Origin of the sequence: Coleofasciculus sp. E1-EBD-02 (genome assembly GCF_040218245.1) — a bacterium.
In the GTDB taxonomy this organism is placed as follows: Bacteria; Cyanobacteriota; Cyanobacteriia; order Cyanobacteriales; family Coleofasciculaceae; genus Coleofasciculus.
Genome location: NZ_JAVJQN010000174.1, coordinates 16,876 through 39,793, shown reverse-complemented (window position 1 = coordinate 39,793; position 22,918 = coordinate 16,876). Strand labels below are relative to the sequence as shown.

Below are 22,918 nucleotides of genomic sequence, written 5' to 3'. Positions count from 1 at the left end.
TACAGAACAACCCCCCATATCCCAGACGTGCCATGGCACGTCTCTACACTGCATCCTGCTTTCGTTCAATAATTCCACCGCCTAGCAGCATTTCCCCGTCATATAAGACGGCGGCTTGTCCGGGAGTAATGCTAAATTGCGGCTGATCAAAAATCAGTTTCATCCGATTCCCGTCTAGGGGAATAACCGTCACATCCACCGGACGACTGCGATAACGGACTTGCACAGACGCCTGAATTGGAGTCGTTGGCGGATGAATCGATACCCAATTGACTCGCCCCACGGTACACTCAGGTTGAGTTGCACTAGCGCGATCGCCTACAATAACACGATTCGCCCCTGCATCAATCGCCACCACGTATAACGGTTCAGGTGCAGCAATGCCGAGTCCTTTGCGTTGTCCAATCGTGTAATGGTGAATTCCTTGATGCTGACCTAAGACTTTACCATTAGTATCAACAATATCTCCCGTGGTTTGGGAAATATACTGATCCAGAAACGTCCGCATTGAACCATGGGACTCAACCAAACACAAGTCCTGACTTTCTGGCTTCTGTGCCGTCTTGAGTTGATAGTCAGCCGCTAACTGTCGCGTTTGCGTCTTCTGGAGTTCGCCTAAAGGAAATATCGAGGCGGCGAGTAAGTCTTGGCTTAAGTCATACAGGAAATAAGACTGGTCTTTATTCGAGTCTACTGCCCGCAGCAACTGATAGCGATCGCTCTTTGCATCATAGCGAATCCGCGCATAGTGACCCGTGGCAATTTTATCAATGCCTAACGTCTCCCGCGCATAAGCGAGCATCGGACCAAATTTAACCGTTTTGTTGCACTGAGAACAAGGCAAGGGCGTGATTCCCGATTCATACCCCGAAACCAGATAATCGACGATATTTGCCTGAAAAACCTCACGACTATCCACAATATGATGAGGAATGCCCAGTTGCTCACAAATAAACGCCGCATCGACCATTCCCTCAGAACAGCATTGACCCTTGCCTTTCATTAACCACAAGGTTAGACCAACGACTTCATAACCTTGATGATACAGGGTAGCGGCGGCAACTGAACTATCAACTCCACCGGATAGACCGACGACAACTTTATTCATCGAAAATCGGGGTTGGTAAGGGGGCGAATGGAAACCCCTGTCATTTATGTATGGGGAGGAATTCGTTCCCTTACATAAATAGCAGTCCGACAGGACTTCCTTTTTGGGAAGTGCATCGGCTCCATTTCCCGTGTACAAAACTGCATTATTTGTACAGACGTAGCATGCTACGTCTGTACAAACCCCTACCGCCTTGGATTTACTTACCTCGTTCGATGTATTGCGTTCACCTTTCGTCTGGGCAATTACAGACTCGTGTTTTCAACCTGTACGATATGGGTGGGGTATGGTTGCCCCGAACTCCCGTTTGGAGGGGTGACGTTAGCCTCGCCAATGTTACGCCTCGGTACTATCTCCAACACACTGGTTTAACCCTATAAGCCTGTTTAATGCTGGAGTTCTAGAGCATGGGACTGGCTTACGCGCTACGCGCACGCTACGCGAACGCATCCCAAGGTAGGAACTTTAACTCTTGGGCGTAACGTAGACCTCGTAGGTCTTAGGCTGGTCAGGTATAGGCAATTTCGATGCCTCCGGCTTATAGCCGTGGGGTTCCTGACGACATGAATGGACAACTAATCCTTTTGAAAGATCAATTGTTGATCTAGGCTAACATCCCCACCGGCTATTTGGTTTGTGGGGAACCTAGTCAAGCTTTCACTGTTGTCGGTTGGGTTGACGCGCCGAAACCCAACACAATTAAACCCGGTTGTGTCGTTCATCCGTCATACCTGTAGTTCACTGCCATACAAACCTTACCCTTCTACCCTTTTCAGGTTTGTTGCGTTGGGTCTCGTACCTCGACCCAACCTACTTGCTACCCTTTTAACTTTCTATTGATTACTTTTTAATAACCCAATCTTAACCTTGTTTTATTTGCTTAACTTAATTTAAATCTATTGCCCCAAAATGTATAATTTAAATCCGAACTATTTGTGAATCGGTGTTAAAATTTTATTTTTAACAGTTGCTAGAGAGAAGAGAGAACCCTTATGGATTCATCGATGTATTCTATACAACAGCCATCTATGCAACTTGAGACATCTTACCCAGAGATAAAACAATTGAGTGTAAATGCGACGCTGCAAGAATTACCTCTCTATAATTTTCAATTTGAAGCGTCTCAACCTGGAGAGGAAGTGGCTCAGATATTCCAACAAAACCCTGTATTACCAGGAGTTATTTTAATTGAACAGGGGAGATTTATGGGTATACTTTCGCGGCGACGGTTTCTGGAACAGATGAGCAGTCCCTATGGACTGGAACTCTTTTTGCGGCGACCACTCAAATCATTATATCGTTTTGCCCAGACTGAGGTGTTAGTTTTAACCGGGGATACCCAAATTGTTACAGCAGCACGCCATTGTTTAGAACGTCCTTCAGCCTTACTCTATGAACCAATCGCTGTGAAGTTAACCACCCAAACCTACCGCCTATTAGACGCCTATCAATTATTAGTGGCTCAGTTGTATATTCACGAACTAGCCACCCGGTTACTCAAGCAACTTTATCAGGAGTTAGAAGTCGCCAACCTGCAACTAGAGGAACTCGCCAAGTCTGATGGTTTGACTGGGGTTGCTAATCGCCGGCGATTTGATGACTATTTACAAACCTGCTGGAAACAACATTGTGTGGGGAACTCTTGGCTGTCGCTAATTATGTGTGATGTTGATTGTTTTAAATACTACAACGATACTTACGGTCATCAGGCGGGTGATGACTGTTTACGAGAAGTTGCATCGGCTATCCAACGTCAAGTTAAGCGTCCCGCCGATTTAGTAGCGCGTTATGGGGGTGAAGAATTTGTGGTCATTTTACCCCTGACTCCTCTCGATGGTGCAATTCAGGTGGCTCAAGCGATTGCAGAAGCGGTGCGGACTTTAAACATTCCCCATGCAACCTCTTTTGTGAGTCACTGCGTTACCTTGAGTCTTGGTGTCGCCAGTACCATTCCTAATCCACGCAGATCACCAACAACCTTGACCGCAGCCGCCGATGCTGCATTATATCAAGCTAAATCAGCCGGACGCGATCGCGTGGTTGTTCATACCCATTGGCATTAATTTTGACGGATAACTTTAACCGTCTCTAGTTTATACCAGGGATTCTCTACTTAAATTGGATCGATTTTCCGTGTTCACTTGGTCTTTATTAAAGTTTAATCGTTTCTTAAAACGATATTAACGTTTCAGGGCATCTTCATTTTCTAGAATATTTCGTACCAACCAACTATTAAATCATTTTACAAACCATAAGACAAATAGTTGATTGTGGGTTTATATGAAAAATAGAGGTTTAAATTTATAGGTTTATGGTTTCTCTTCAAGACTACTACCCCGACTTATGCGTCTTGCCCCAAGCCGAGACCGCTAATCTGACGTTGGATTCTACCATCCGAGAACTTAATCTCTATCACTTTCAGGTGGAATCAGTTCAACCCGGTAGAGACGTGGCTCAATCGTTCCAATTAAATCCTCTATTACCCGGAGTTATTCTCACCCAACAGAGAAAACTTGTCGGGATGATTTCCCGAAGGCAATTTTTAGAACAAATGAGCAGTCCTTATGGATTAGAACTGTTCTTAAAACGTCCGCTGCACTCGTTATACCGCTTTGTCAATGCAGATATTTTAATCCTCAGAGGAGATACAAAAATAGTTGATGCGGCTCGTCGTTCACTTCAGCGTACACCAAAATTTGTTTACGAACCCATTATTGTAGAACTAGAGTCAGGAACCTACCGCTTGCTAGATGTGCATCAATTACTCGTGGCTCAGTCGCAAATTCAGGAACTCACCACCCAGCTTTTGCATGATCAAACTCAAGCTCAAATGATTCAAACCGAAAAAATGGCAAGTTTGGGGCAAATGGTTGCTGGGATTGCTCATGAAATTAAGAATCCAGTCGGTTGTATTACCGGAAATTTTGAATTCTTAGATGATTATTGTGACAAGTTAATTGAACTCTTGACAGCCTACGCCGCAGAAGTTCCACAGCCATCAGAAGATTTAAGTCAACTCAAAGAAGATTATGAACTCGATTTTATCTTAGAGGATTTACCGAAAATCCTGAAAAGTATGCAATTAGGCTCAGAACGATTAACCAAAATTGTTGGTAGTCTGCAAAACTTCTCACACATGGATGAGTCGAGACATCAGCCTGCGAATATTCATGAGTGCATTGAAAGTACATTAATTATTTTAAATAATCGACTTAAAAAAGGAATTAATATCATTAAAAATTATGGCAAATTGCCATTGGTTAATTGTTCATCGGGTCAACTAAGCCAAGTTTTTATGAATCTGATTAGTAATGCTATTGATGCCCTGACTGAAAAGGCAGAAAAAGCTGGGAATGGGTCTGGCTCATGGCAGCCTCAGATTGAAATTAACACTCACCTAGAGCAACAGGATAAAAGGGACTGGGTTTTGGTAAAAATTAGTGATAATGGTTCAGGAATAGCACCCGATATTCAAGAGCGGATATTTGAGACATTCTTTACGACTAAACCAGTCGGAAAAGGGACAGGATTAGGGTTAGCAATTACTCATCAAATTGTCACCGAGAAACATAACGGAAAGTTGTTAATGCGTTCACAGTTAGGGAAAGGGACAACCTTTGAAATTTTATTACCATTAGAGTAATCAATCTGTAACCATTGGATAATTATCTTGCGCCTGTTCGAGCTTCTTGAAAGCTTTCGGCTTCACTTTCATCTCACCAGATGACCAGGGAATTGAGGGTCAGACAGGTTATGGGGTGTAGGGAAAAATTGAATTCTACTAGAGCATCGGTAAGCGTAATAGCGGTTTGTGGAGACGTTCCACGGTCACATCTCTAAAAAAGGGGTATTTTGTAGCTTTTGTTACAGTTTTTTAGCGAGTCTCGTATTGATTTCGATTACTGTATAGCGCTACGCAGACACGTTAGGACATCAGTTAATCCTAGTGCAAGAAGGCAGAAATAACTGAACAGCTAATATCTCCCCCCGCTTCCCCTGCTCCCTCTGCTCCCCCTGCTTAATCGTATCTACGAAGCTGCTCAAGTATTTTTATGCCCGCTGCACTAGTAATGACCTGATAACAGGCAATAGAGAACTGTAGGAATATCCTAACCTGCCTTGGTAAGGCTATATCACCCCTTCAGGTGTGTTAACCTAACCTAGCTTAACTCACCATTACCACTATGGATAGCGTAGCTGTGTAAGTCCTGACTATTTTTACCTTAAGGATTTAATAAAACAGAGGCATTTAGGCTTAAAATAATAACAGATAGAGGTTAAACAACATCACAATGATTGATATTTATGGCGGTAAAGATCCACGCGACATTCCCACCTACTCGGCTGGGGACGCATCCCGCTACCTGAATATACCATACTCAACCATTCGGTCTTGGACAGTCGGCTATAAATACAAAGTCACAGACGGCAATAAACAATTTGAACCCGTCATTGACATTGAGAAAAGAAACCCCTTAATACTGACATTCATCAACCTAATTGAAATTCATGTTCTCAGAGCTATCCGCCAACATCATCACATCGACTTAGCAAAAGTCAGAGTGGCATTAGATTACATAAACAAAACAATTAATATCCCCCATTCTCTCGCACATCAAGAATTTTATACAGATGGTGTTGATTTATTCATTGACCATTATGGCTCTCTAATTAATGCCTCACAGGATGGTAAAAGAATCCTGAAAAATGCATTAGAAACCCACTTAGAAAGAATCGAAGCCGATGAGAAAGGTTTAGCCATCAAGCTATTCCCATTCACCCGCAATCAAGAAGAAAATAACCCACGTTTTGTGGTGATAGACCCGCGTGTCGCCTTTGGTAGAATGGTCATTGCAGGTACAGGAATTCCTGTAGATGTCATTGGCGAACGATTTTATGCTGGTGATTCTTCCCAACAGCTTGCCGATGACTATGAATGTGAAATCCAGAAAATCGAGGAAGCTATACGCTGTGTGAGTCGCCCTGTTGCTGCATGAATCTCAAGCCAAAAACAACTGTCTTTAAAAAACTGTCTGGAGAAGAAATAGCGACCGCCTTTCGAGATGCCTTACCATCCATGCTGAAATTCATTTCAGAAAATCAGGCTCCTTTCATTGCAAAAGTGTATAAAGATGGCAAAGTGGTGGCTTGGAAAGACGCAACCGACTTACTCGATGAAATTGAGTCTTGAAACCATGGCTATGCAATGGTTTCGATGCTTTCCGGTAAACAATATTACTTGGACTTTCGACTATAGCAACCCTAAATAGGTTGTAATAAGTAAGATAATTGGTACACTTGTGTGGGATCATAGACTATGATGTCCCCTTGTCTTGTGGAAAAGTTGATCGATGAAACAGTTAATCCAGGGTCTACACGAGTTCCAGACCAATTACTTTACAGCGCACCGAGAGTTATTTGAGTTACTTTCTCAAGGACAACATCCGCGAGTTCTGTTTATTACTTGCTCCGATTCTCGGATTGATCCCAATCTGATTACCCAAACTGAGCCGGGTGAAATGTTTATCATCCGTAATGCGGGTAATATTATCCCCCCTTATGGGGCGACGAACGGCGGAGAAGGTGCAGCCGTAGAGTATGCGATTCATGCATTAGGGATTGAAGATGTGATTGTTTGTGGTCATTCCCATTGTGGTGCGATGAAAGGCTTACTGAAACTCAGCAAGCTGGAAGAGGAAATGCCAATGGTTTACGAATGGCTCAAACACGCGGAAGCGACGCGGCGAATTATTAAGGAACATTACCAAAGCTACGAAGGGAAAGACCTGCTCAATGCGTCTATTCAAGAGAATGTTCTTAACCAATTGGAAAATTTACGCACGTATCCGGTAATTCAGTCTCGACTCAAAGCTGGGAAATTACAACTCCATGCTTGGGTGTATGAAATTGAATCGGGAGAAGTGATGGAATATAACCCGGTTCAAGGTCAGTTCATACCACCAAGAACCCAATTTGCTAGAGCCACTTGGATTACGCCAGAACAGCAAGAGCGTATTTTTAAAGGCTCTTATAATTCTCATTAGGTGTAATTCGTCCTTTGTCAGTGGAATAGATTTTACCATTGAATCGGGCGCAAAGCTTTGCGCCCCTACAGTTGCTGGGTATGAGCCTAATTGATCAAATTAGATGTGCCATACCACTACAAATGCGTGATTTTAGTCGGAAGAGTCAATTAGTGCCTTAATGACGCCGATTTTAGCTTGGGAGACTTTTGACCCTAAGGTGGGATTAGTCGAACCAATAAAATATTCTCCAGTTGGCAGATAATGTAAGGCTAATTCAGGATAGGTAATAATCTCCCAATCTTTATAGATTTCGGTCTTTTCATGACTATGGCTGGGTCGATTGCTTTCGTAACACCAGCCGGCGGCAAGTAATTTTTCGATTAGGGTTGACATGGAAAATCAGCTAATTAATTCTCGGATAGAAATTTCGGGAAGCTGTCATGCATTGACATTGGATATCGATGAATGATACTGACTTAGGTTTGGTGGGCAATGCCCACCCTACGGTAGGGTTTAAATGCTCAACAGTTCCGACTAGCTTTTGGTAGATTTCCCTGTATTCGTTTCTACCCTAACATTCGTCATTTGTCATTTGTTAGGGAACAGGGAACAGGGAACAGGGAACAGGGAACAGGGAACAGGGAACAGGGAACAGGTAAGGTAGAGTTTTGAGTTAACTTCCCCATCTCCCCCATCTTCCCCATCTTCCCCATCTTCCCCATCTCCCTCATCTCCCTCATCTCCCCCATCTCCCCCTAGACAACGGGCAGAAACTTTAAGAAACTTTACAATTGGGAGAGATGACACTATAGTCGGACTGCCATGCACCTAACCTACTTCGGCGCCAATAGCTGGCTACTCGAACTTGGGCAAAAACACATCCTGATTGATCCCTGGCTTGTGGATTCCCTAATCTTTGGCAATATGCCCTGGTTGTTCAAAGGCGACAAACCTCCAGCCTTGGATGCACTTCCTGATCAGATAGACTTGATTCTGCTATCTCAGGGACTCGATGATCACGCCCACAAACCTACCTTAGAAAAGCTGGACAAAACGATTCCCGTCGTGGGTTCAGAGAATGCAGCAACGGTGGTGAAAGAGTTGGGCTATACTCAGGTGACGCCGTTAGCCTTTGGTCAAACCTTCACCCTCGCTGACCAAATTGAAATCCGCGCCTTACCAGGGGCACCGATTGGTCCTTTTTTGCAGGAAAACGCTTATCTGGTCAAACAGTTAGAGAGTGGTACAAGTCTCTATTATGAACCTCATGGGTATCCACCAGATCAGTTAAAAGAGTATGCTCCCATCGATGTGGTGATTAGTCCCGTGGTGACGTTGGAATTACCTGTGCTGGGACCGATTATCCAAGGGCATCGTACCGCACTGCAACTGGCACAATGGGTGCAACCCCAAGTGTTTCTACCCACAGCCGCCGGAGGTGGAGTTCAGTACGAGGGAATGTTAGATTTCCTGTTGAATCAGGTTGGTAGTCTGGAGGAGTTGCGATCGCAACTGGCACAGCACAACCTATCCACTCAGGTGATTGATCCTCAGCCAAACGAAGCGCTGGAACTTAACCTGACACCTCAAATGGCTTAGTATTTTGCACATTCTTGTCCGGAGTTATTGGTTCAATTTAGGCAATCACCAAGGACAAAGGACAAACGATCAAACTAAACCCTAAGGAGATAAATCATGTTGGAACTGTATCAATTTGAAATGTCGCAGTTTTCGGAAAAAGTGCGGCTGATTCTAGATTACAAAGGGCTAGCCTATCGCAAAATTGAAGTTACTCCCGGAATCGGACAGCTAGACTTGTATCGCCTATCGGGTCAACGGCAAGTCCCGGTTCTCAAAGATGGAGATACCGTCATTGCTGATTCGACTGCGATCGCGATGTACTTAGATCGCAAGTATCCCGACAAGCCCCTAATTCCCACCGATCCCCACCAACGCGCCCAATGCTTGCTGATGGAAGAATGGGCAGATGAATCCATTGGTGTCAAAAGTCGTAAAGTCTTCTATGGGGCATTAAGTCACAATCCCAGCTATCGCACATCAGTATTACCCAAAGATACGCCAGATTTCTTCAAAACCGTTCTGGGTGGTGTTCCGGCAGAAGTGTTTGAGGTTTTGGGGATTGGTTTCGGTTGCAGTGCAGACGCCCTCAAAGACGCCAGAGACAGCCTGAAGCAAGACTTAGAAGCCCTCAGCTTAATCTTGTCCGATCGCCCCTATCTGGTTACCGATAGTCCCTGTTTAGCTGATTTTGCCGTGGCTGGGGTGAGTTTACTGCTGAAATTTCCCGAAGGTTCCTATCTGGATTTGCCTGACTCTCTGAAAGGGAAAGGGATTCCTGGTTTAGCCGATAGTAGCGTGTATCAAACCTTCTTCGACTGGCGCGATCGCCTCTATGCTGAGTATCGCACGCCATTGACCACAACGGGAACCAGCGATTCGCAACCAACCTCGATTGAGATTGAATAAACATCAGCTATATGTAGGGGCATGGCAGTGCCATGCCCCTACCTTGTTCTAACCGAACCAAAATCAAACAACTACCGGAGTGGCTTTCAACTCAAAAATCTTCTCAATGGCATCTTCAACCACCTTATCGGGTGTAGATGCTCCAGACGTTACACCGACAACAATTTCACCATCTGGAAGCCAATTTTCCGTCACCGTCATATCTTGATGCAGTACCTTGTGATCAATCCGATTCCCCGGACCAATTCGCTCAGCGCTATCGATGTGATAAGAGGGAATTTTCCATTCAATGGCAATTTGTTGCAGTTGCGTGGTATTGGATGAATTAAAACCACCAATCACAACCATTAAATCTAACCGTTCTTCCACCAATTCCAACATCGCATCCTGCCGTTCTTGAGTGGCATCGCAGATGGTGTTAAAACTCTGGAAATGCTGATTTAGCTGAACCGGACCATATTTTTTCATCATCGTGCGCTCAAACAGCTTACCAATTTGCTCGGTTTCGCTTTTGAGCATGGTGGTTTGGTTAGCGATGCCAACATGCTCCAAATCCCGCTCTGGGTCAAATCCTTCGGACGTGGCGCGGCTGAATTTTGCCAAAAACTCGTCCCGATTCCCACCATTGAGGATATAGTCAGCGACATATTCGGCTTCTTGTAGATTCAGCACCACCAAATATTTCCCAGCAAAGGAACTGGTAGCGATGGTTTCTTCGTGCTTATACTTGCCGTGGATAATGGAGGTGTATTCTTTTTTCTTATGCTTCTCCACCGTATGCCACACCTTGGATACCCAAGGACAGGTGGTATCGACAATCTTACACTTTTTATCATTGAGCAGTTGCATTTCCTGAACGCTGGCACCAAAGGCGGGTAAAATCACCACATCACCCGCACCAACGATGGAAAAGTCTTTTGTTCCATCCTCAACGGGGACAAAGTTGACGTTCATATTCTGTAGGCGCTGGTTGACGGAGGGATTGTGAATAATTTCATTTGTCATCCAGATGCGCTCGGTAGGAAAATGTTGGCGAGTTTCATACGCCATCGCTACAGCGCGTTCCACACCCCAGCAAAAGCCAAATGCCTCTGCCAGGTGAATGGTCACATTTCCCCGTTTGAGTCGATAGCTATTATCGCGGATTTCTTGAATCAAGCTGCTTTGATATTCAGATTGAAGCTGAGTCGCCACCTCAGCATCGTGACCAAATCCCTTACGGTGATAGTTTTCTGAACTATGGAGTGAACGTTTGAAGGCTTTTGTATCCATGAAACTTGTCTAGCAGATGAGTGTATACAATTGTTAATTCCTTTTGATCTTAAGACGAATCCGGTTTAGTCATTCGTCATTTGTCATTTGTCATTTGTCATTCGTCGTTCGTCATTGGTCAAGTCGGGGCGGGTTTAGTTATATCAGGGTGCAAAGCAAACGTTAGCAGTAAAACCCGCCCCTACAACAGACTTTCCATCTCCCCCATCTCCCCTATCTCCCCCATCTCCCCTATCTCCCCCATCTCCCCCATCGTCCCCCATCTCCCCCATCTCCCCCATCTCCCCCATCTCCCCCAGCTTCCCCATCTCCCTCACCCCATCCCCCGTCACAAACCGCCATCGAGAACGAGTTGATCCGTAACTTGTAGAGCATAGTGCCAAATTAAATAGCCTTGAGGATTTAGGTGCAAGCCGTCGGTACTCAATTCCATTTTCAGATTGCCTTCGGTATCGGCAAATAGGGGATAGAGATCCAGGTAAATGACATCTTCTGACTCCGCGATCGCTTTCAATCGCTGATTAATCTCAACGATACGACTGTTGGGGATTTCCAGAAGGCGATCGCGCCCTTCCCAGGTGGCTTTTTCCCCGCTATGGGGCAAAATCGATTGGACGATAATTTTGGCTTCAGGATGAGTGCGCCGCAGGTAACGAATAATTAGCCGTTGGTTGGCTAAAATCGTCTCATCTGTGATCCCTCGAATTATGTCATTGATGCCAATCATCAAAAAGATGATATCTGGCTGGGTTTGATCCAACACATCCAAGCGGTTCAACAATCCGGCTGTCGTTTCGCCAGAAATTCCCTGGTTAAGCCACGTTCGTTGCGTGGGTAGCATCTCATTGGGAAACCAGAGACTGATGGAATCTCCCAGGAGGATGGCTAAATCCTCTGGCTTCTGATCCACCATCACCTCAGCTTCTTGCTCCAGCAGCGCCACCCACTGCTGGTAATTGAATTGGTGGCGGGGTCCGAGTTCGGGGACAAGGGTAGGGGTTGCTTCTGCTTCTGGAGCCGCATCAGTGGCTAGAGACTGGCTAACCGCAGAAGGGATAGCTCCTTGGTATTGGCGCAGCAATACCCCCGCGATCGCTAGCACCAGTAAGCCATTGACAGCGAGGGAGAAAACCGCCCAAATTGGAAAGCTTTTCGAGGTTGTGGACACTTGTCTAGATTCAGCATCGGCTCTCTCATCAGATTGTAGTCCTATTCCACTTTTGCCGATCATAAAAACCATGACAAAGGGGCAATTCATGAATTGCCCCTACAGGATGTTATTGGCGAATTAACTAGCTTCCGTCTAACCAGAAGCGCTCCCGTTAAACTTCTGAGCCGCGAGGAATGTCAGCTGTACTACCACTGACGCTACCAAACGAGCTACTGGTCAACACATCGGATTCCTTGACAAATCCACTGTAGGCTTCCATTCCATGTTCGCTAATATCCAAGCCATGGATTTCTTCTTCGGCTTGTACTCGTAGTCCCAAAGTCGCTTTCAGGGCTAGCCAAACGATGGAGCTAAATGCGACGGTGAAACCGCCTACACAGAGGATACCCAGGAGTTGAACACCCAGTTGACCGAGTCCTCCCCCATAAATCAAGCCGAGTCGTTGACCCGCATCATTTTCAGCGAAGGTGAAGATACCAACAGCAATGGTGCCCCAGATCCCGTTAACTAAGTGGACAGAAATCGCACCCACGGGGTCATCGATATGGATATTGTCAAAGAAGGAAACCGCAAAAACCACGATAATTCCTGCAATCAGACCAATTATGACGGCTGATAGATAGGAAACGGCATTACAGGGGGCGGTAATCGCCACTAAGCCAGCTAAGATGCCGTTAATAATCATCGACAGGTCAGGTTTACCATCTTTTAACCAAGAGGTAATGGTGGCGGCAATACCTCCAGCAGCAGCGGCGAGGTTTGTGGTTACTGCGATGTAGGGAACTTCGGCATCGGCAGCGAGTTGAGAACCAGGGTTAAAACCAAACCAGCCGATCCACAGAATCAAGCATCCCAGTGTGGCAATACTCATATTGTGACCGGGAATTGCATTGATTTGACCGTCTCTATACTTTCCTTCACGGGGTCCGAGAAAGGCAGCTCCCATTAACGCCGCCCAACCACCAACCGAGTGAACCACGGTTGAGCCAGCAAAGTCGGAAAAGCCTATTTCTCCTATGTCTCCTAGCCAACCACCACCCCAGACCCAGTGTCCGGTAATCGGATAGGATATTCCCGTCAACAAAAGACTGAAAACGAGAAAGTCAATAAACCTAATCCGTTCAGCAACCGCACCCGAAACAATGGTGGCAGCAGTTCCGGCGAAGGCAGCTTGGAACAGGAAAAACACGGAGATCGGTAACCCGGTAGGAAATGGATCGAGTCCATAAGTACCCGGATCGGTGCTAGTTAAGAAAAATCCACCTAAACCAATAAATCCAGTTCCTGCACCGAACATGAAGGAAAACCCAATTGCCCAAAATGCAATGGTTGCTAGGGCAAAGACAATCAGGTTTTTGGAGAGAATGTTAACCGCATTTTTCTGACGACAGAATCCGGTTTCTAGCATACCGAATCCGGCATTCATGAAGATCACCAGAATCGCAGCAATCAAAACCCAGATCGCGTTTAACGTTCCCTGAAGTTGGGCAACAGCATCGGCGTCAACCGCCTCAGTTTGAGCCACGGCTGCCGTATTCCAAACCACGACAATAATTGCCGTTAGCGGAATACAAGCTAGCCAGTACGGAGAAAAAGATTTGGCTATGGTTTTTAAGGGGTCAAAATAGGGAGAATCCCAGAAGGATTGGGAATATCCTGGTAAATCAACTTGTCTAGTTTTTGGGGGAGACTTTTTTCGGTCGGAAGTTTTCTCGAACGTTCGTCTAGACATCATTTCGCTCTCTTTCCTGTATTTCTGGTGGAACACATCCTAACATTGAGCTAAGAAGCGGTAAATAAAGTCATTGGAAGTATGACGTAGAAGAGGGGGTAAGTATCTGAGTATGACATAACTCCTCGCCTATTTTCTTTGGTTTACTGCCAGCTTTTAAATAGTGCTGCCTGATTAAGGAATCGGGAGTTTTGGAAGTTGGCGTGTCTACGTTAGACAAAACCCTACAAATAAGTTGCCAGATAGTCAAGAGCCTCAATTCTTCTCAATAACTGGGTTCATTATCTTTAGGAAATTCTCAAATCTTCAATTTTCTGGCTGGATATTTCTGTAACAAAATATACTATTTTAGGCGTGAGTCCTTAAAATATATTGCGGTAGTTCCCTAGCTAAGAGCTTCTGTCATCAAGACTTGGGTCAACCCGCCACCAGTTTGGCAGCCTGAGTTGGCGGTTTTTTACGCGAGAGCGAGCCGCCCTTTTGATTTTGCCTAAGCCTATTGATTTGACAATGATTAAGATTTAAGTAAGCCTAAGAATTTAGGTCTCTCAAATAACGTCTTAATTAATTAAGAAAAATTTCTTTGGTGTTAAGTTTTGATTGTTATCGCTAATCTTTTCAGAGAAAGGCTTGAGAGGTGATACTTTAATGCAGTAGAGCGAAAGGTTTGAGGGTAAGGGCTGAGGGGGTGACAAGGAACTTGAAGGTACTACTGGGTGTAGGGTGTAGGGTGTAGGGTGTAGGGTGTAGGGTGTAGGGTGTAGGGTGTAGGGTGTAGGGTGTAGGGTGTAGAGAAAAATTGAACTTTACTCAGGAAGTCACCAAAAACTCTATTGTTTATTCATTTTGACCCTGAAGTCCGAAGGATTGATGGCGTTGGCTCGCCTGGAGAGCGCTCGCTCCTTACCCTATCTCCTCTTAGGGGCTTTTGTGTTCCTTACCGAGAAGCCCCACACCCCACACCCCATACCCCACACCCCATACCCCACACCCTGCCTGTGAAGGGTCAAAACTTAATCTACGACATTTGTGACAAATATTGCTGATATCCCAGCTTTTCTAGCGCCGCTTGCTTATCCATGACGGATTGGGTTAAAGTCTGGCGGTACTGCTGCACTCGTTCGAGTAACTCAGGTTGTTGGGATGCCAAAATCTGTACGGCTAACAACCCGGCATTTTTAGCATTGCCAATGGCTACGGTAGCGACAGGGATTCCACCTGGCATCTGTACAATCGAGTAGAGGGAATCTACCCCTTGTAAATGGCGAGTGGAAACAGGAACGCCGATGACGGGTAATGGTGTCAGAGACGCCACCATACCGGGTAAATGAGCCGCCCCTCCCGCTCCGGCGATAATCACCTTGAGTCCACGCTGATGAGCAGTTTGGGCGTAGTCTACCATACGTTGGGGAGTTCGGTGCGCCGAAACGATCGCGACGTCACAGGAAACCTCGAACTCTTCACAAATTGCGATCGCACCCTGCATCGTGGGCAAGTCGGAATCGCTGCCCATGATAATACCAATTTGGGGTTTGTTATTTGTCATTTGTCATTCGTCATTGCTAAAAGAGTCAAAACTCGGTCGGGGCGGGTTTAGTTTCATCTAGGTGAGAGCAGAAACGATAATAGTCAAACCCGCCCCTACACAACTCTCGGAATTTTTTATCTCTGTTCCCTGATTATTGATCAAAGATGTATCAGACAATGATGCAGGATTAATGGTAAAGGACAAATGATTATTATTAATGCACGAGTGCCAGGTTATCAAGGCTTGCAACAGGTAAGGATTAATGCTGAGGGAAAAATTTCCGCGATCGCACCCATGACGGATATTGCCCCCGATTCCCATACACTCGATATTACAGGCGATTGGCTCTCCTTAGCTGGGGTCGATTTACAGATTAATGGGGCGCTGGGTTTGGCGTTTCCTGATTTAACGCTGGGGGATAGCCAGAAATTACAGGATATTTGCCAATTTTTGGGGAATCAGGGGATTGATGGATTTTTACCCACCTTGGTAACCACCTCGATTGAGAAAATTCAACAATCGCTGGCGGTGATTGCTGATTTTTTAACCACCGCTTCCTATCAGGCGGGAATGGCGCAAATCTTGGGGGTGCATTTAGAGGGACCTTTTCTACATCCTCAGAAGCGAGGAGCGCATCCTCAAGAATATTTATTACCATTAAACCTAGTAAATGTCAAGCAAGTTTTGGGGGATTATGGCAAACTGGTTAAAGTGATGACGCTAGCGCCGGAGTTAGACGAGACAGGTGAGGCGATTAGTTATTTGCGTTCTTTAGGAATTACCGTGAGTTTAGGTCATTCCCAAGCAACGGCGGCTGAGGCGGAGGAAGCCTTTGCCTTAGGTGCATCGATGGTGACTCATGCCTTTAATGCGATGCCGGGATTACACCATCGGCAACCCGGATTATTGGGTACCGCCATCACTCATCCTCAAGTGCGCTGTGGGGTGATTGCCGATGGACAGCACGTTTGTCCGACAATGTTACAGATTCTACTGCAAGCGAGTCGGGATGAAGCGGGATTGTTTCTGGTGAGTGATGCGTTAGCGCCGTTAGGATTAGGCGATGGGATTTATCCCTGGGATCAGCGTCAGATTGAAGTGAAACAGGGTACGGCACGATTAGCGGATGGTACATTGGCGGGAACCACCTTACCGTTATTGGTGGGAGTCCAGAATTTGGTAGAGTGGGGTGTGTGTGGAATTGAGAGTGCGATCGCCCTAGCAACGGAGTCTCCTCGATATGCGATCGGTTTACCTGGGATTGGAGTAGGACAACCTGCCAATTTGTTGCGATGGCATTGGCATGAGGACAGATCAAAATTAAGTTGGCAGCGTTTACCATTCAATGGATGATTTGTCATTAGTCTTATGTCCTTTGTCCTTTGTTAAGTAAGGGAGAACTCATAATTTATCCTTCATAATTCATACTTGAGATGTCTCACCTTATTAACAGGTTGATCAGGATGGGCAGGATTGGGGATCAATCGCTGATTTTGACAATCGACCAACAAATCTAATTTCTCTAATACAGTTTGACCAATCAGCACCTCATCACCCAAAACTAACGCATCCTCCAATGTATCACGTCCTTGCCAATCAATTAGAACTCCAACTACGCCTACAGCTTCTGTTCGTCCATCAGCATAACCGGCTACTCGTTGAGCGCGAATGGTTAAACCAAGACACTGCACGACATGAATAGGAAGCACTGAACAGACTGCAACTGTATCAATCACAGCTTCTGTTTCGTATACACGAACCTGATCAGCCGTTAGTTGTCCTCGCCGTACTAATTCGTCATCCGTTGGATTGGTGAGCTTGACTTTTGCTTTAACTTCACCTACACCCATGGCTTTACCTGGCACGTTCTCTCACAATACATCAACTATCCCAACATTCTATTTCCATTTTATGAGAACATTACGTTAATCAAACATCTCATCATTTTCTGTAAGTTCTCTGCCTTTTGCCCTCTGGCTGATATTTCTTGATAAAGGCATGATGGCAGTAACCCCCCTAGCTCATGGTAAAGTAATTAATCGTCCTAACTCCTCCATCCAAGCTGACTCTATGAAGACCGTTGATGATAAAACCGTAGTTAAAGACTATTTCAACGCCACTGGATTTGACCGCTGGCGGCGGATTTACGGCGAGGGCGAGGTAAATAAAGTCCAACTGGATATCCGTAACGGACACCAGCAAACCGTAGATACTGTTCTAAGCTGGCTCAAGGCTGATGGCAATTTAGCTGAGTTATCCATCTGTGACGCTGGCTGTGGTGTGGGAAGTCTCAGCATTCCCCTAGCCGAAGCTGGTGCGAAAGTCTTTGCCAGTGATATCTCCGAAAAAATGGTCGGTGAAGCCAAGGAAAAGGCTGGCGCTAGCTTGGCGAATTCTGACAAGCTTAACTTTGCCGTGCAGGATTTGGAAGACTTGAGTGGTAGCTATCACACCGTTATTTGCCTAGATGTGCTGATTCACTATCCCCAAGATAAAGCTGATCAGATGATCTCCCATCTTGCTTCTCTAGCGGAGTCGCGCTTAATTCTTAGCTTTGCTCCCAAAAACATTGTCTACAGTTTGCTCAAGAAAATTGGCGAATTGTTTCCCGGTCCTTCTAAAACCACTCGTGCTTACCTACACCGCAAAGCCGATATTATCAAAATATTGGAGCGTAACGGCTTTTCCATTCAACGCACAGGAATGACCAGTACCCAGTTTTACTTTTCTTACCTCTTAGAAGCAACCAGAAATTCCGATTAATTTATTCAGTTCATCTGACAAAACTCCGGCTCCCCTCTGCCATCCCCGTGCAAAAAAAAGCGAAGCATCCTTTGGCTTCCCCCATGGAACAAAAGCGAAGCATCCTCTGGCTTCCCCCATGGAACCAAAAGCGAAGCATCCGCTGGCTTCCCCCTTTTTAAGGGGGACAGGAGGGGGATCTATAAGGGGGACGGGAGGGGGATCAAAAGGGGGATCAAAAGTGGGACGGAAGGGGGATCTAATTGGGTAGAGGGAGATTCAAAAATGGGTAAGGGGGAGATAGAGAGAGGCGGGGAGTGAGGGCTGATTGTCAAGTAAACAAATCGGGATATTGCTCCTTAGCCCACATCGGCAAACCGGCGGCTGGGTTTTCAAGCTGACGGTTCAGTAGCTCAATAATATTGGGCATTTTACTTAACAAATCAAACACCACAATATTGCAATCTAATCCCTTAGAATCGGTGAATCCTCTGACATTTTTATCCAGTTCCAGATAAAACTTGGGATTCAATTCACTCCCAAACCCGATAATCACAATTTTCAGTTCATCCTGACTTTTCAATCTGGCACTGGTGGTCTGAATCAGGTTCAAAAACTTATCGCGGTCATCAAACTGACCATCGGTGTAAATAACAATAAACCCTTCCCGATTTGCTTCACGATTAGCAAACCATTGATTAATCACTTGCTCAAGGGTTGGTGTGATAAACGTGCTACTATCGGGTTGATTTTCATCAAAGACACTAGGAACCTGAGCGGTATCTTCAATGTAGATTATTTTGTCACAAGGGCGATTGGGACTAAAAAAGGTTAAGGCAATCTCCTCACAAACCTTGTCCCCATCCAGACTGGTTTCATTGAGAATGCGATAAACATGCCCTTCAATGACTTCCGGTAGAACTTTCCAGCGAATATTATTATTAAATTCTGGATCTCTTCTCACCATTGACCCACTTTGGTCGATGAGCATGAAAACATCTCGGTTAAAAAGTTTTTTACTTGGCATAGAGTCCCCTTTTTGAATAACACCCTGAGTTTGGGTTTCAATAATCGTTGCTTGATGCACAATAGGTGGAGCGCTCGGCGTCGTAGCCCTTGTTTTGTTGGGGCATTTTGCCGAGAGACCCGATACCAATAGTTTAATGGTTTTTGCCACCCAGTTATAAATAGACATCTGAAGTCCCTACAGTTCGCAGGTTGATCACCATTGATTTAATTAAGAATTCTTAAGTGTATTATAACCATCACATATAGTTTATATGTACTATTAGGGAGATGGTACTGTAAATTGGGTTGACGCGCCGAAACCCAACAAAACTCAGGACTCGCATCCCTGACTACAAACCCAATCTAATGCATAAAATCAGGTATACCACACCCTAGTGATGTGGTATACGCAACTAAATAGGGATTGGAGATGAACACCTCGAATCCCTAAAAATTTCTTATTTAGATTTTAATAGCGGAGTTAACAAATTCGTTCAGGTGCTAAAGGTTGAAAACTATAGCACCTGTTTAGCCAATTTAGGCATCAGACTTTTTGTTGCGCTTGCGTAAGCCGAGACCACCTGCCATAGCCAGAGTACCTAAGCCCAAGACGGTTCCTGGTTCGGGTACGCTTTCTAACTGGAAGTTAACACCATCACCTAGACCACCTGGCGTATCATTACCTAATTTTAGGGTAATAAAGCTAACATCTTCCCAAGTTTGGGTATAGATATTTCCATCTTCTCCTTCAGGAACAGGATTCACACCGCTGACCAAGATTCCGTCAGTGTCAGCATCGGCGAAGAATTCAGGAACGCCAGTTGTGTCAGAAGACTCGGTATCGAAATATCTAACAGTCAGTTCTGGAAGAGTTTCCTTGAAAGTGAACTTAAAGGTTCCGACTTCCAATTGTCCCTTGGCTTCCACTCCTTCTGAAGGACGATACCAAAAACCTGACGGAAAAGTACCTTGTTCGCTGTCAAACTTTATGCTGCCATAGTCATTATCAGTGTCTAGGTCGTCAACGAATAGACGGCTGAATGTGCCATCTGGATTGGCTAAACTCTCTACACTGGTGATTAGGCCAGGCAGCGTAACAACTGGAACACCAGGCAGGGGAGCTAAATTCACAAGCTCAACTTCGCCTTCCGCTTGGGGGACGAGGGCGGAAGCAGAAGGAGCTATGAGACCTGCAGTTACTGTAGATGCAGCAATCAGCGAGGCAACGGTAGCGGAATGGCGGAAAAGAGTTGAGAGAGATTTCATGATGTGGTTCCCTAGAGTGAGTAGATGTTTAATCTGTAAAGACTTGGTTTAATGTTTGATGGATTGTCTAAAGTTGTGATTTTCTTTCGACTAAATAAATCGTAGACTGGATTCTTGAAGTTGTCTATAAAGTTACGATGAATTTCATATAAAGTTTATGTGAAGATGATGTTCAGGGTGTCTGATTGAATTTATGACAACCGGAATTACTATAAAAATTACTTCTATCCCCCACCCGTGCTTCTGCTTCCAGAGCAGGTACAGACATCATCAAAAAGTTTCCCCCCTCCCCTTTATCGTCTTGTCACCTCTTTCTTAAACGATACAAGCTTTATAGAACAAGGGATCACTAGATTGTTACAGCTTTGTTACAAAATATACGTATAAGAGATGGGAGCATCCCGTTTTGGACAAAGCATTACCTCAAGTAACGTAATGGCAATGGTTTCAGCCCCATTCAAAAAGCCAAGTTGCCAAATTGGGATGCTCCCCACTCAGCAGTGACCTGTCACGCAACTTAGCTGATTTTGTAGTGTACGTTACTGTTTTTAGGTTCTGTAGTCAGTTTGAGGTAATTTGCCAACAGTATTCTGTATGCACTAAGGTAATCATCAACTTTTGCCGTCTTGCACTAAGTATCTTTTTGGCTAGAGAGCAATTTCACCAGCGATGCTAACCAGTAGGAGAGAATCGATATCAACACCATCAGCCAAATTAGGGGATTCTTGGAGCGGATTCCCTCCTGAAAATTGGCGGGCAAAAACCCGGGTTGAGGCGAGAACTCCTGCCAACTCTCGCCCTCTACCAATAACGATAAACTGCGCCACACACCAGCCTCTTGCAGCGCTTCGGGCTTTTTAATCCCGGTGACGACGATGAGAATACCGGGAGTTGGCGGTAAATGATAGGTGCGTAGTTCTTCGGCTAATTCATGTCTCAGTGTCGTGATATTTCGTCCGATTTTGGGGGTGAGAGTCGGCGGTTGACTGGAGAGTTGCTGGGGATTTCGGATTACGGTAATCAATCGCTTCATCTCCGGTAATGACACCTGAAAGCCATAGTTACCGCCTAAGCATACCGCTTGATTGAGTTGTGCCACGAGGGGGTGATACTCTTCGTCAATTAATGCAGATGCGGCTAAACTTCGCAGCAGGGGTTCGTCAGCCGTTGCACCCACCCAAGCCATAGCGATGCGGATTTGGCGGTCTAGAAAATCGACTCGTCCTTTGGGTTCAAGCCCTGTCAGTAGCAGCAGCAACTGGTTATCCACTAATCGTTCTAACACAACCGTTGGTGTTTCGCGATCGATTAAACTGGGTACCGTTAATCCGATGGGTGGCAATTTGGGTTGAATTGACCCATCGTTACCAACCTGTAGCCAACGGTAATCATAATCTTGTTCAAAGCCGCGACTCTGGATATAGATATCCATCAGTTGATTCCTAATTTAAAAATAGTTTTGAGCTATATAGGCAAATTACAAATTCTAAAGTGTCAACAAGGATTTACCTTGTAGTACAGCAAATCCTCCTTTGGTTTTGCACCCTTGAGCAAATTGCTCTACCGCTTGCTTGAGTTGAGCATCCGGATTGAAAAATTCCCGAACCACGTTAAACATCGACCAACTGCGATTTTGAATATAGACCTTTAACAAAAATCGCAGTAAATACCGCAGCAACTGTTCGCTGTCTTGGGGACTATATTGGGCATCAAAACTCGTCTTGCGAAAATAAAAGCGGGGTTGATTCAGATTTTCTACCTCGATTTTCAAGAACACCACACAGCCAACGGTTTGCACTGGCGTTGTCACCACGGCAATTTTATCGGCTCGTCTTGGCGCTTGAAAAAATTCCAGTAATGGGGCATATTTTTCTTGAATTCGTTTAATCAGATTGTGGGCAGATACTTCATCTTGCATGTAAGTTTCACACTTGACAGGAGCCAAAATGACTAACTTGGGTTCGTCCAGTTTTTGGTAGGCTGTCTTAAACAATGTCATAATCTCATCCGGCTTATTTCTCACCTCATGCCATCTGCCATTCAGTTCCATCAGCGCTGGCGTATCAATTGCCACAATAACCGCTGCACATTCCCGCAACATCTTCTGCACAAATCGCCGTCCCGCCACATCACTGGGTAAAATATAGCCACCAGGATAATCTCGAAACTGTAGCCGCAGATCATCGTTTTTGTCATTTAACCCTAAATCAAAACGGTAAGAGGGTAAGGATTCGGGTCCAGCGACGGCTAAGGTGCCGCGAATTCCTTTGGTGCGTTCATCGGCTTTAAATTCGTAGGTTAAACTTTTGAGTTGAGCGAGATACCGTTCTAGAATTGCTGCTGTTTCAACATCGGGTTTTAGGTGCAGATTGGCTTGACGACTGGTTGCCTCAAATTGCTCATACATTGAGGTCAATAATGTGGTTTTGCCGACACCACTCGCACCTAGCATTGTTATATTCAGTTCTTTAGCCATCTTTCTCCATCCTTTGGGTATAGACGTGCTATGACACGTTTGTAGGGGCGGGTTTAGGGATTAACTATTGATTGTTTTTTTTCTTTGATACAAAACCTGCCC

Annotated in this window: 22 protein-coding genes; 9 read left to right on the top strand and 13 right to left on the bottom strand. The window is 45.2% G+C overall.

All coding sequences use genetic code 11. The annotated features are described in order from the left end of the window. Positions 1-43 precede the first annotated feature (43 nt). On the bottom strand, positions 44-1,108 hold the full coding sequence (gene mnmA / locus RIC07_RS27615; protein WP_446397317.1) for a tRNA 2-thiouridine(34) synthase MnmA: 1,065 nt from the start codon (positions 1,106-1,108) through the stop codon (positions 44-46). A 992-nt stretch (positions 1,109-2,100) separates the two neighbouring features. On the opposite strand from mnmA, the gene RIC07_RS27610 reads away from it, so the two are divergent. From RIC07_RS27610 to RIC07_RS27590, 5 genes are all read left to right on the top strand, one after another. Then, positions 2,101-3,171 (top strand): diguanylate cyclase, encoded by a 1,071-nt coding sequence (locus RIC07_RS27610; protein WP_446397316.1) that lies wholly within the window; start codon positions 2,101-2,103, stop codon positions 3,169-3,171. Between the two features lie 248 nt (positions 3,172-3,419). Then, positions 3,420-4,751: a sensor histidine kinase gene (locus RIC07_RS27605; RefSeq protein ID WP_446397315.1), complete on the top strand. Its 1,332-nt coding sequence runs from the start codon at positions 3,420-3,422 to the stop codon at positions 4,749-4,751. A 649-nt stretch (positions 4,752-5,400) separates the two neighbouring features. Further along, positions 5,401-6,105, top strand: a complete 705-nt coding sequence (locus RIC07_RS27600; RefSeq protein ID WP_446397314.1) for a DUF433 domain-containing protein — start codon at positions 5,401-5,403, stop codon at positions 6,103-6,105. After that, positions 6,102-6,299, top strand: coding sequence for a hypothetical protein (locus RIC07_RS27595; RefSeq protein ID WP_446397313.1), 198 nt, complete (start codon positions 6,102-6,104; stop codon positions 6,297-6,299). The genes RIC07_RS27600 and RIC07_RS27595 overlap by 4 nt, the downstream gene beginning before the upstream one ends. 160 nt (positions 6,300-6,459) lie before the next feature. Continuing rightward, positions 6,460-7,152 (top strand): carbonic anhydrase, encoded by a 693-nt coding sequence (locus tag RIC07_RS27590; protein ID WP_446397312.1) that lies wholly within the window; start codon positions 6,460-6,462, stop codon positions 7,150-7,152. Between the two features lie 132 nt (positions 7,153-7,284). Here RIC07_RS27590 and RIC07_RS27585 read toward each other — a convergent pair whose 3' ends face one another. Next, a complete protein-coding gene (locus RIC07_RS27585) occupies positions 7,285-7,527 on the bottom strand; it encodes a hypothetical protein (RefSeq protein ID WP_006105755.1) in 243 nt (80 codons plus the stop codon). A 195-nt stretch (positions 7,528-7,722) separates the two neighbouring features. After that, complete coding sequence (locus RIC07_RS27580; protein WP_446397311.1) at positions 7,723-7,941, bottom strand: hypothetical protein; 219 nt, start codon at positions 7,939-7,941, stop codon at positions 7,723-7,725. Between the two features lie 15 nt (positions 7,942-7,956). On the opposite strand from RIC07_RS27580, the gene RIC07_RS27575 reads away from it, so the two are divergent. Together RIC07_RS27575 and RIC07_RS27570 are read left to right on the top strand one after the other, a co-directional pair. Continuing rightward, positions 7,957-8,733 carry an MBL fold metallo-hydrolase gene (locus tag RIC07_RS27575; RefSeq protein WP_446397310.1) on the top strand — a complete coding sequence of 259 codons (777 nt, stop codon included), beginning with the start codon at positions 7,957-7,959 and terminating at the stop codon, positions 8,731-8,733. A 96-nt stretch (positions 8,734-8,829) separates the two neighbouring features. Next, on the top strand, positions 8,830-9,621 hold the full coding sequence (locus tag RIC07_RS27570; protein ID WP_446397309.1) for a glutathione S-transferase family protein: 792 nt from the start codon (positions 8,830-8,832) through the stop codon (positions 9,619-9,621). Between the two features lie 63 nt (positions 9,622-9,684). Here RIC07_RS27570 and RIC07_RS27565 read toward each other — a convergent pair whose 3' ends face one another. The 5 genes from RIC07_RS27565 to purE form a co-directional block, all read right to left on the bottom strand. Continuing rightward, on the bottom strand, positions 9,685-10,893 hold the full coding sequence (locus tag RIC07_RS27565) for a 4-hydroxy-3-methylbut-2-enyl diphosphate reductase (RefSeq protein WP_446397308.1): 1,209 nt from the start codon (positions 10,891-10,893) through the stop codon (positions 9,685-9,687). A 143-nt stretch (positions 10,894-11,036) separates the two neighbouring features. Beyond that, positions 11,037-11,201, bottom strand: coding sequence for a hypothetical protein (locus RIC07_RS27560; protein ID WP_446397307.1), 165 nt, complete (start codon positions 11,199-11,201; stop codon positions 11,037-11,039). Positions 11,202-11,221: 20 nt separating this feature from the next. Then, positions 11,222-12,061 (bottom strand): SGNH/GDSL hydrolase family protein, encoded by an 840-nt coding sequence (locus RIC07_RS27555; RefSeq protein WP_446397337.1) that lies wholly within the window; start codon positions 12,059-12,061, stop codon positions 11,222-11,224. Between the two features lie 154 nt (positions 12,062-12,215). After that, positions 12,216-13,799 carry an ammonium transporter gene (locus RIC07_RS27550; protein WP_446397306.1) on the bottom strand — a complete coding sequence of 528 codons (1,584 nt, stop codon included), beginning with the start codon at positions 13,797-13,799 and terminating at the stop codon, positions 12,216-12,218. Positions 13,800-14,814: 1,015 nt separating this feature from the next. Further along, a complete protein-coding gene (purE, locus tag RIC07_RS27545) occupies positions 14,815-15,342 on the bottom strand; it encodes a 5-(carboxyamino)imidazole ribonucleotide mutase (protein WP_446397305.1) in 528 nt (175 codons plus the stop codon). 186 nt (positions 15,343-15,528) lie between these two features. Here purE and nagA point away from each other — a divergent pair, with 186 nt between their 5' ends. Continuing rightward, positions 15,529-16,677, top strand: a complete 1,149-nt coding sequence (gene nagA, locus RIC07_RS27540) for an N-acetylglucosamine-6-phosphate deacetylase (protein WP_446397304.1) — start codon at positions 15,529-15,531, stop codon at positions 16,675-16,677. A 62-nt stretch (positions 16,678-16,739) separates the two neighbouring features. On the opposite strand, the gene RIC07_RS27535 is transcribed toward nagA, so the two are convergent. After that, complete coding sequence (locus RIC07_RS27535; RefSeq protein ID WP_446397303.1) at positions 16,740-17,174, bottom strand: clan AA aspartic protease; 435 nt, start codon at positions 17,172-17,174, stop codon at positions 16,740-16,742. A 220-nt stretch (positions 17,175-17,394) separates the two neighbouring features. Between RIC07_RS27535 and bchM the strand changes: the two genes are divergently transcribed. Then, on the top strand, positions 17,395-18,087 hold the full coding sequence (gene bchM, locus RIC07_RS27530; RefSeq protein WP_446397336.1) for a magnesium protoporphyrin IX methyltransferase: 693 nt from the start codon (positions 17,395-17,397) through the stop codon (positions 18,085-18,087). Positions 18,088-18,397: 310 nt separating this feature from the next. Here the strand turns inward: bchM and RIC07_RS27525 are convergent, their stop codons facing one another. The 4 genes from RIC07_RS27525 to RIC07_RS27510 all read right to left on the bottom strand — a co-directional run bounded on the left by RIC07_RS27525 (position 18,398) and on the right by RIC07_RS27510 (position 22,816). Next, positions 18,398-19,261, bottom strand: a complete 864-nt coding sequence (locus tag RIC07_RS27525) for a VWA domain-containing protein (RefSeq protein WP_446397302.1) — start codon at positions 19,259-19,261, stop codon at positions 18,398-18,400. A 350-nt stretch (positions 19,262-19,611) separates the two neighbouring features. Beyond that, positions 19,612-20,340, bottom strand: coding sequence for an LEVG family PEP-CTERM protein (locus tag RIC07_RS27520; protein ID WP_446397301.1), 729 nt, complete (start codon positions 20,338-20,340; stop codon positions 19,612-19,614). Positions 20,341-20,971: 631 nt separating this feature from the next. Beyond that, positions 20,972-21,772, bottom strand: coding sequence for a hypothetical protein (locus RIC07_RS27515; protein ID WP_446397300.1), 801 nt, complete (start codon positions 21,770-21,772; stop codon positions 20,972-20,974). 54 nt (positions 21,773-21,826) lie between these two features. Beyond that, positions 21,827-22,816 (bottom strand): hypothetical protein, encoded by a 990-nt coding sequence (locus tag RIC07_RS27510; protein WP_446397299.1) that lies wholly within the window; start codon positions 22,814-22,816, stop codon positions 21,827-21,829. Positions 22,817-22,918 lie beyond the last annotated feature (102 nt).

Bases quoted from the DNA above. Each gene is read 5' to 3' on its own strand.
- RIC07_RS27510 (WP_446397299.1), bottom strand. From the start codon at position 22,816: ATGGCTAAAGAACTGAATATAACAATGCTAGGTGCGAGTGGTGTCGGC.
- RIC07_RS27590 (WP_446397312.1), top strand. From the start codon at position 6,460: ATGAAACAGTTAATCCAGGGTCTACACGAGTTCCAGACCAATTACTTT.
- RIC07_RS27560 (WP_446397307.1), bottom strand. From the start codon at position 11,201: ATGGGGAAGCTGGGGGAGATGGGGGAGATGGGGGAGATGGGGGAGATG.
- RIC07_RS27605 (WP_446397315.1), top strand. From the start codon at position 3,420: ATGGTTTCTCTTCAAGACTACTACCCCGACTTATGCGTCTTGCCCCAA.
- RIC07_RS27565 (WP_446397308.1), bottom strand. From the start codon at position 10,893: ATGGATACAAAAGCCTTCAAACGTTCACTCCATAGTTCAGAAAACTAT.
- RIC07_RS27575 (WP_446397310.1), top strand. From the start codon at position 7,957: ATGCACCTAACCTACTTCGGCGCCAATAGCTGGCTACTCGAACTTGGG.
- purE (WP_446397305.1), bottom strand. From the start codon at position 15,342: ATGACAAATAACAAACCCCAAATTGGTATTATCATGGGCAGCGATTCC.
- bchM (WP_446397336.1), top strand. From the start codon at position 17,395: ATGAAGACCGTTGATGATAAAACCGTAGTTAAAGACTATTTCAACGCC.
- RIC07_RS27525 (WP_446397302.1), bottom strand. From the start codon at position 19,261: ATGTCTATTTATAACTGGGTGGCAAAAACCATTAAACTATTGGTATCG.
- RIC07_RS27535 (WP_446397303.1), bottom strand. From the start codon at position 17,174: ATGGGTGTAGGTGAAGTTAAAGCAAAAGTCAAGCTCACCAATCCAACG.
- nagA (WP_446397304.1), top strand. From the start codon at position 15,529: ATGATTATTATTAATGCACGAGTGCCAGGTTATCAAGGCTTGCAACAG.
- RIC07_RS27550 (WP_446397306.1), bottom strand. From the start codon at position 13,799: ATGATGTCTAGACGAACGTTCGAGAAAACTTCCGACCGAAAAAAGTCT.
- RIC07_RS27610 (WP_446397316.1), top strand. From the start codon at position 2,101: ATGGATTCATCGATGTATTCTATACAACAGCCATCTATGCAACTTGAG.
- RIC07_RS27600 (WP_446397314.1), top strand. From the start codon at position 5,401: ATGATTGATATTTATGGCGGTAAAGATCCACGCGACATTCCCACCTAC.
- RIC07_RS27595 (WP_446397313.1), top strand. From the start codon at position 6,102: ATGAATCTCAAGCCAAAAACAACTGTCTTTAAAAAACTGTCTGGAGAA.
- RIC07_RS27520 (WP_446397301.1), bottom strand. From the start codon at position 20,340: ATGAAATCTCTCTCAACTCTTTTCCGCCATTCCGCTACCGTTGCCTCG.
- RIC07_RS27585 (WP_006105755.1), bottom strand. From the start codon at position 7,527: ATGTCAACCCTAATCGAAAAATTACTTGCCGCCGGCTGGTGTTACGAA.
- RIC07_RS27515 (WP_446397300.1), bottom strand. From the start codon at position 21,772: ATGGATATCTATATCCAGAGTCGCGGCTTTGAACAAGATTATGATTAC.
- RIC07_RS27570 (WP_446397309.1), top strand. From the start codon at position 8,830: ATGTTGGAACTGTATCAATTTGAAATGTCGCAGTTTTCGGAAAAAGTG.
- mnmA (WP_446397317.1), bottom strand. From the start codon at position 1,108: ATGAATAAAGTTGTCGTCGGTCTATCCGGTGGAGTTGATAGTTCAGTT.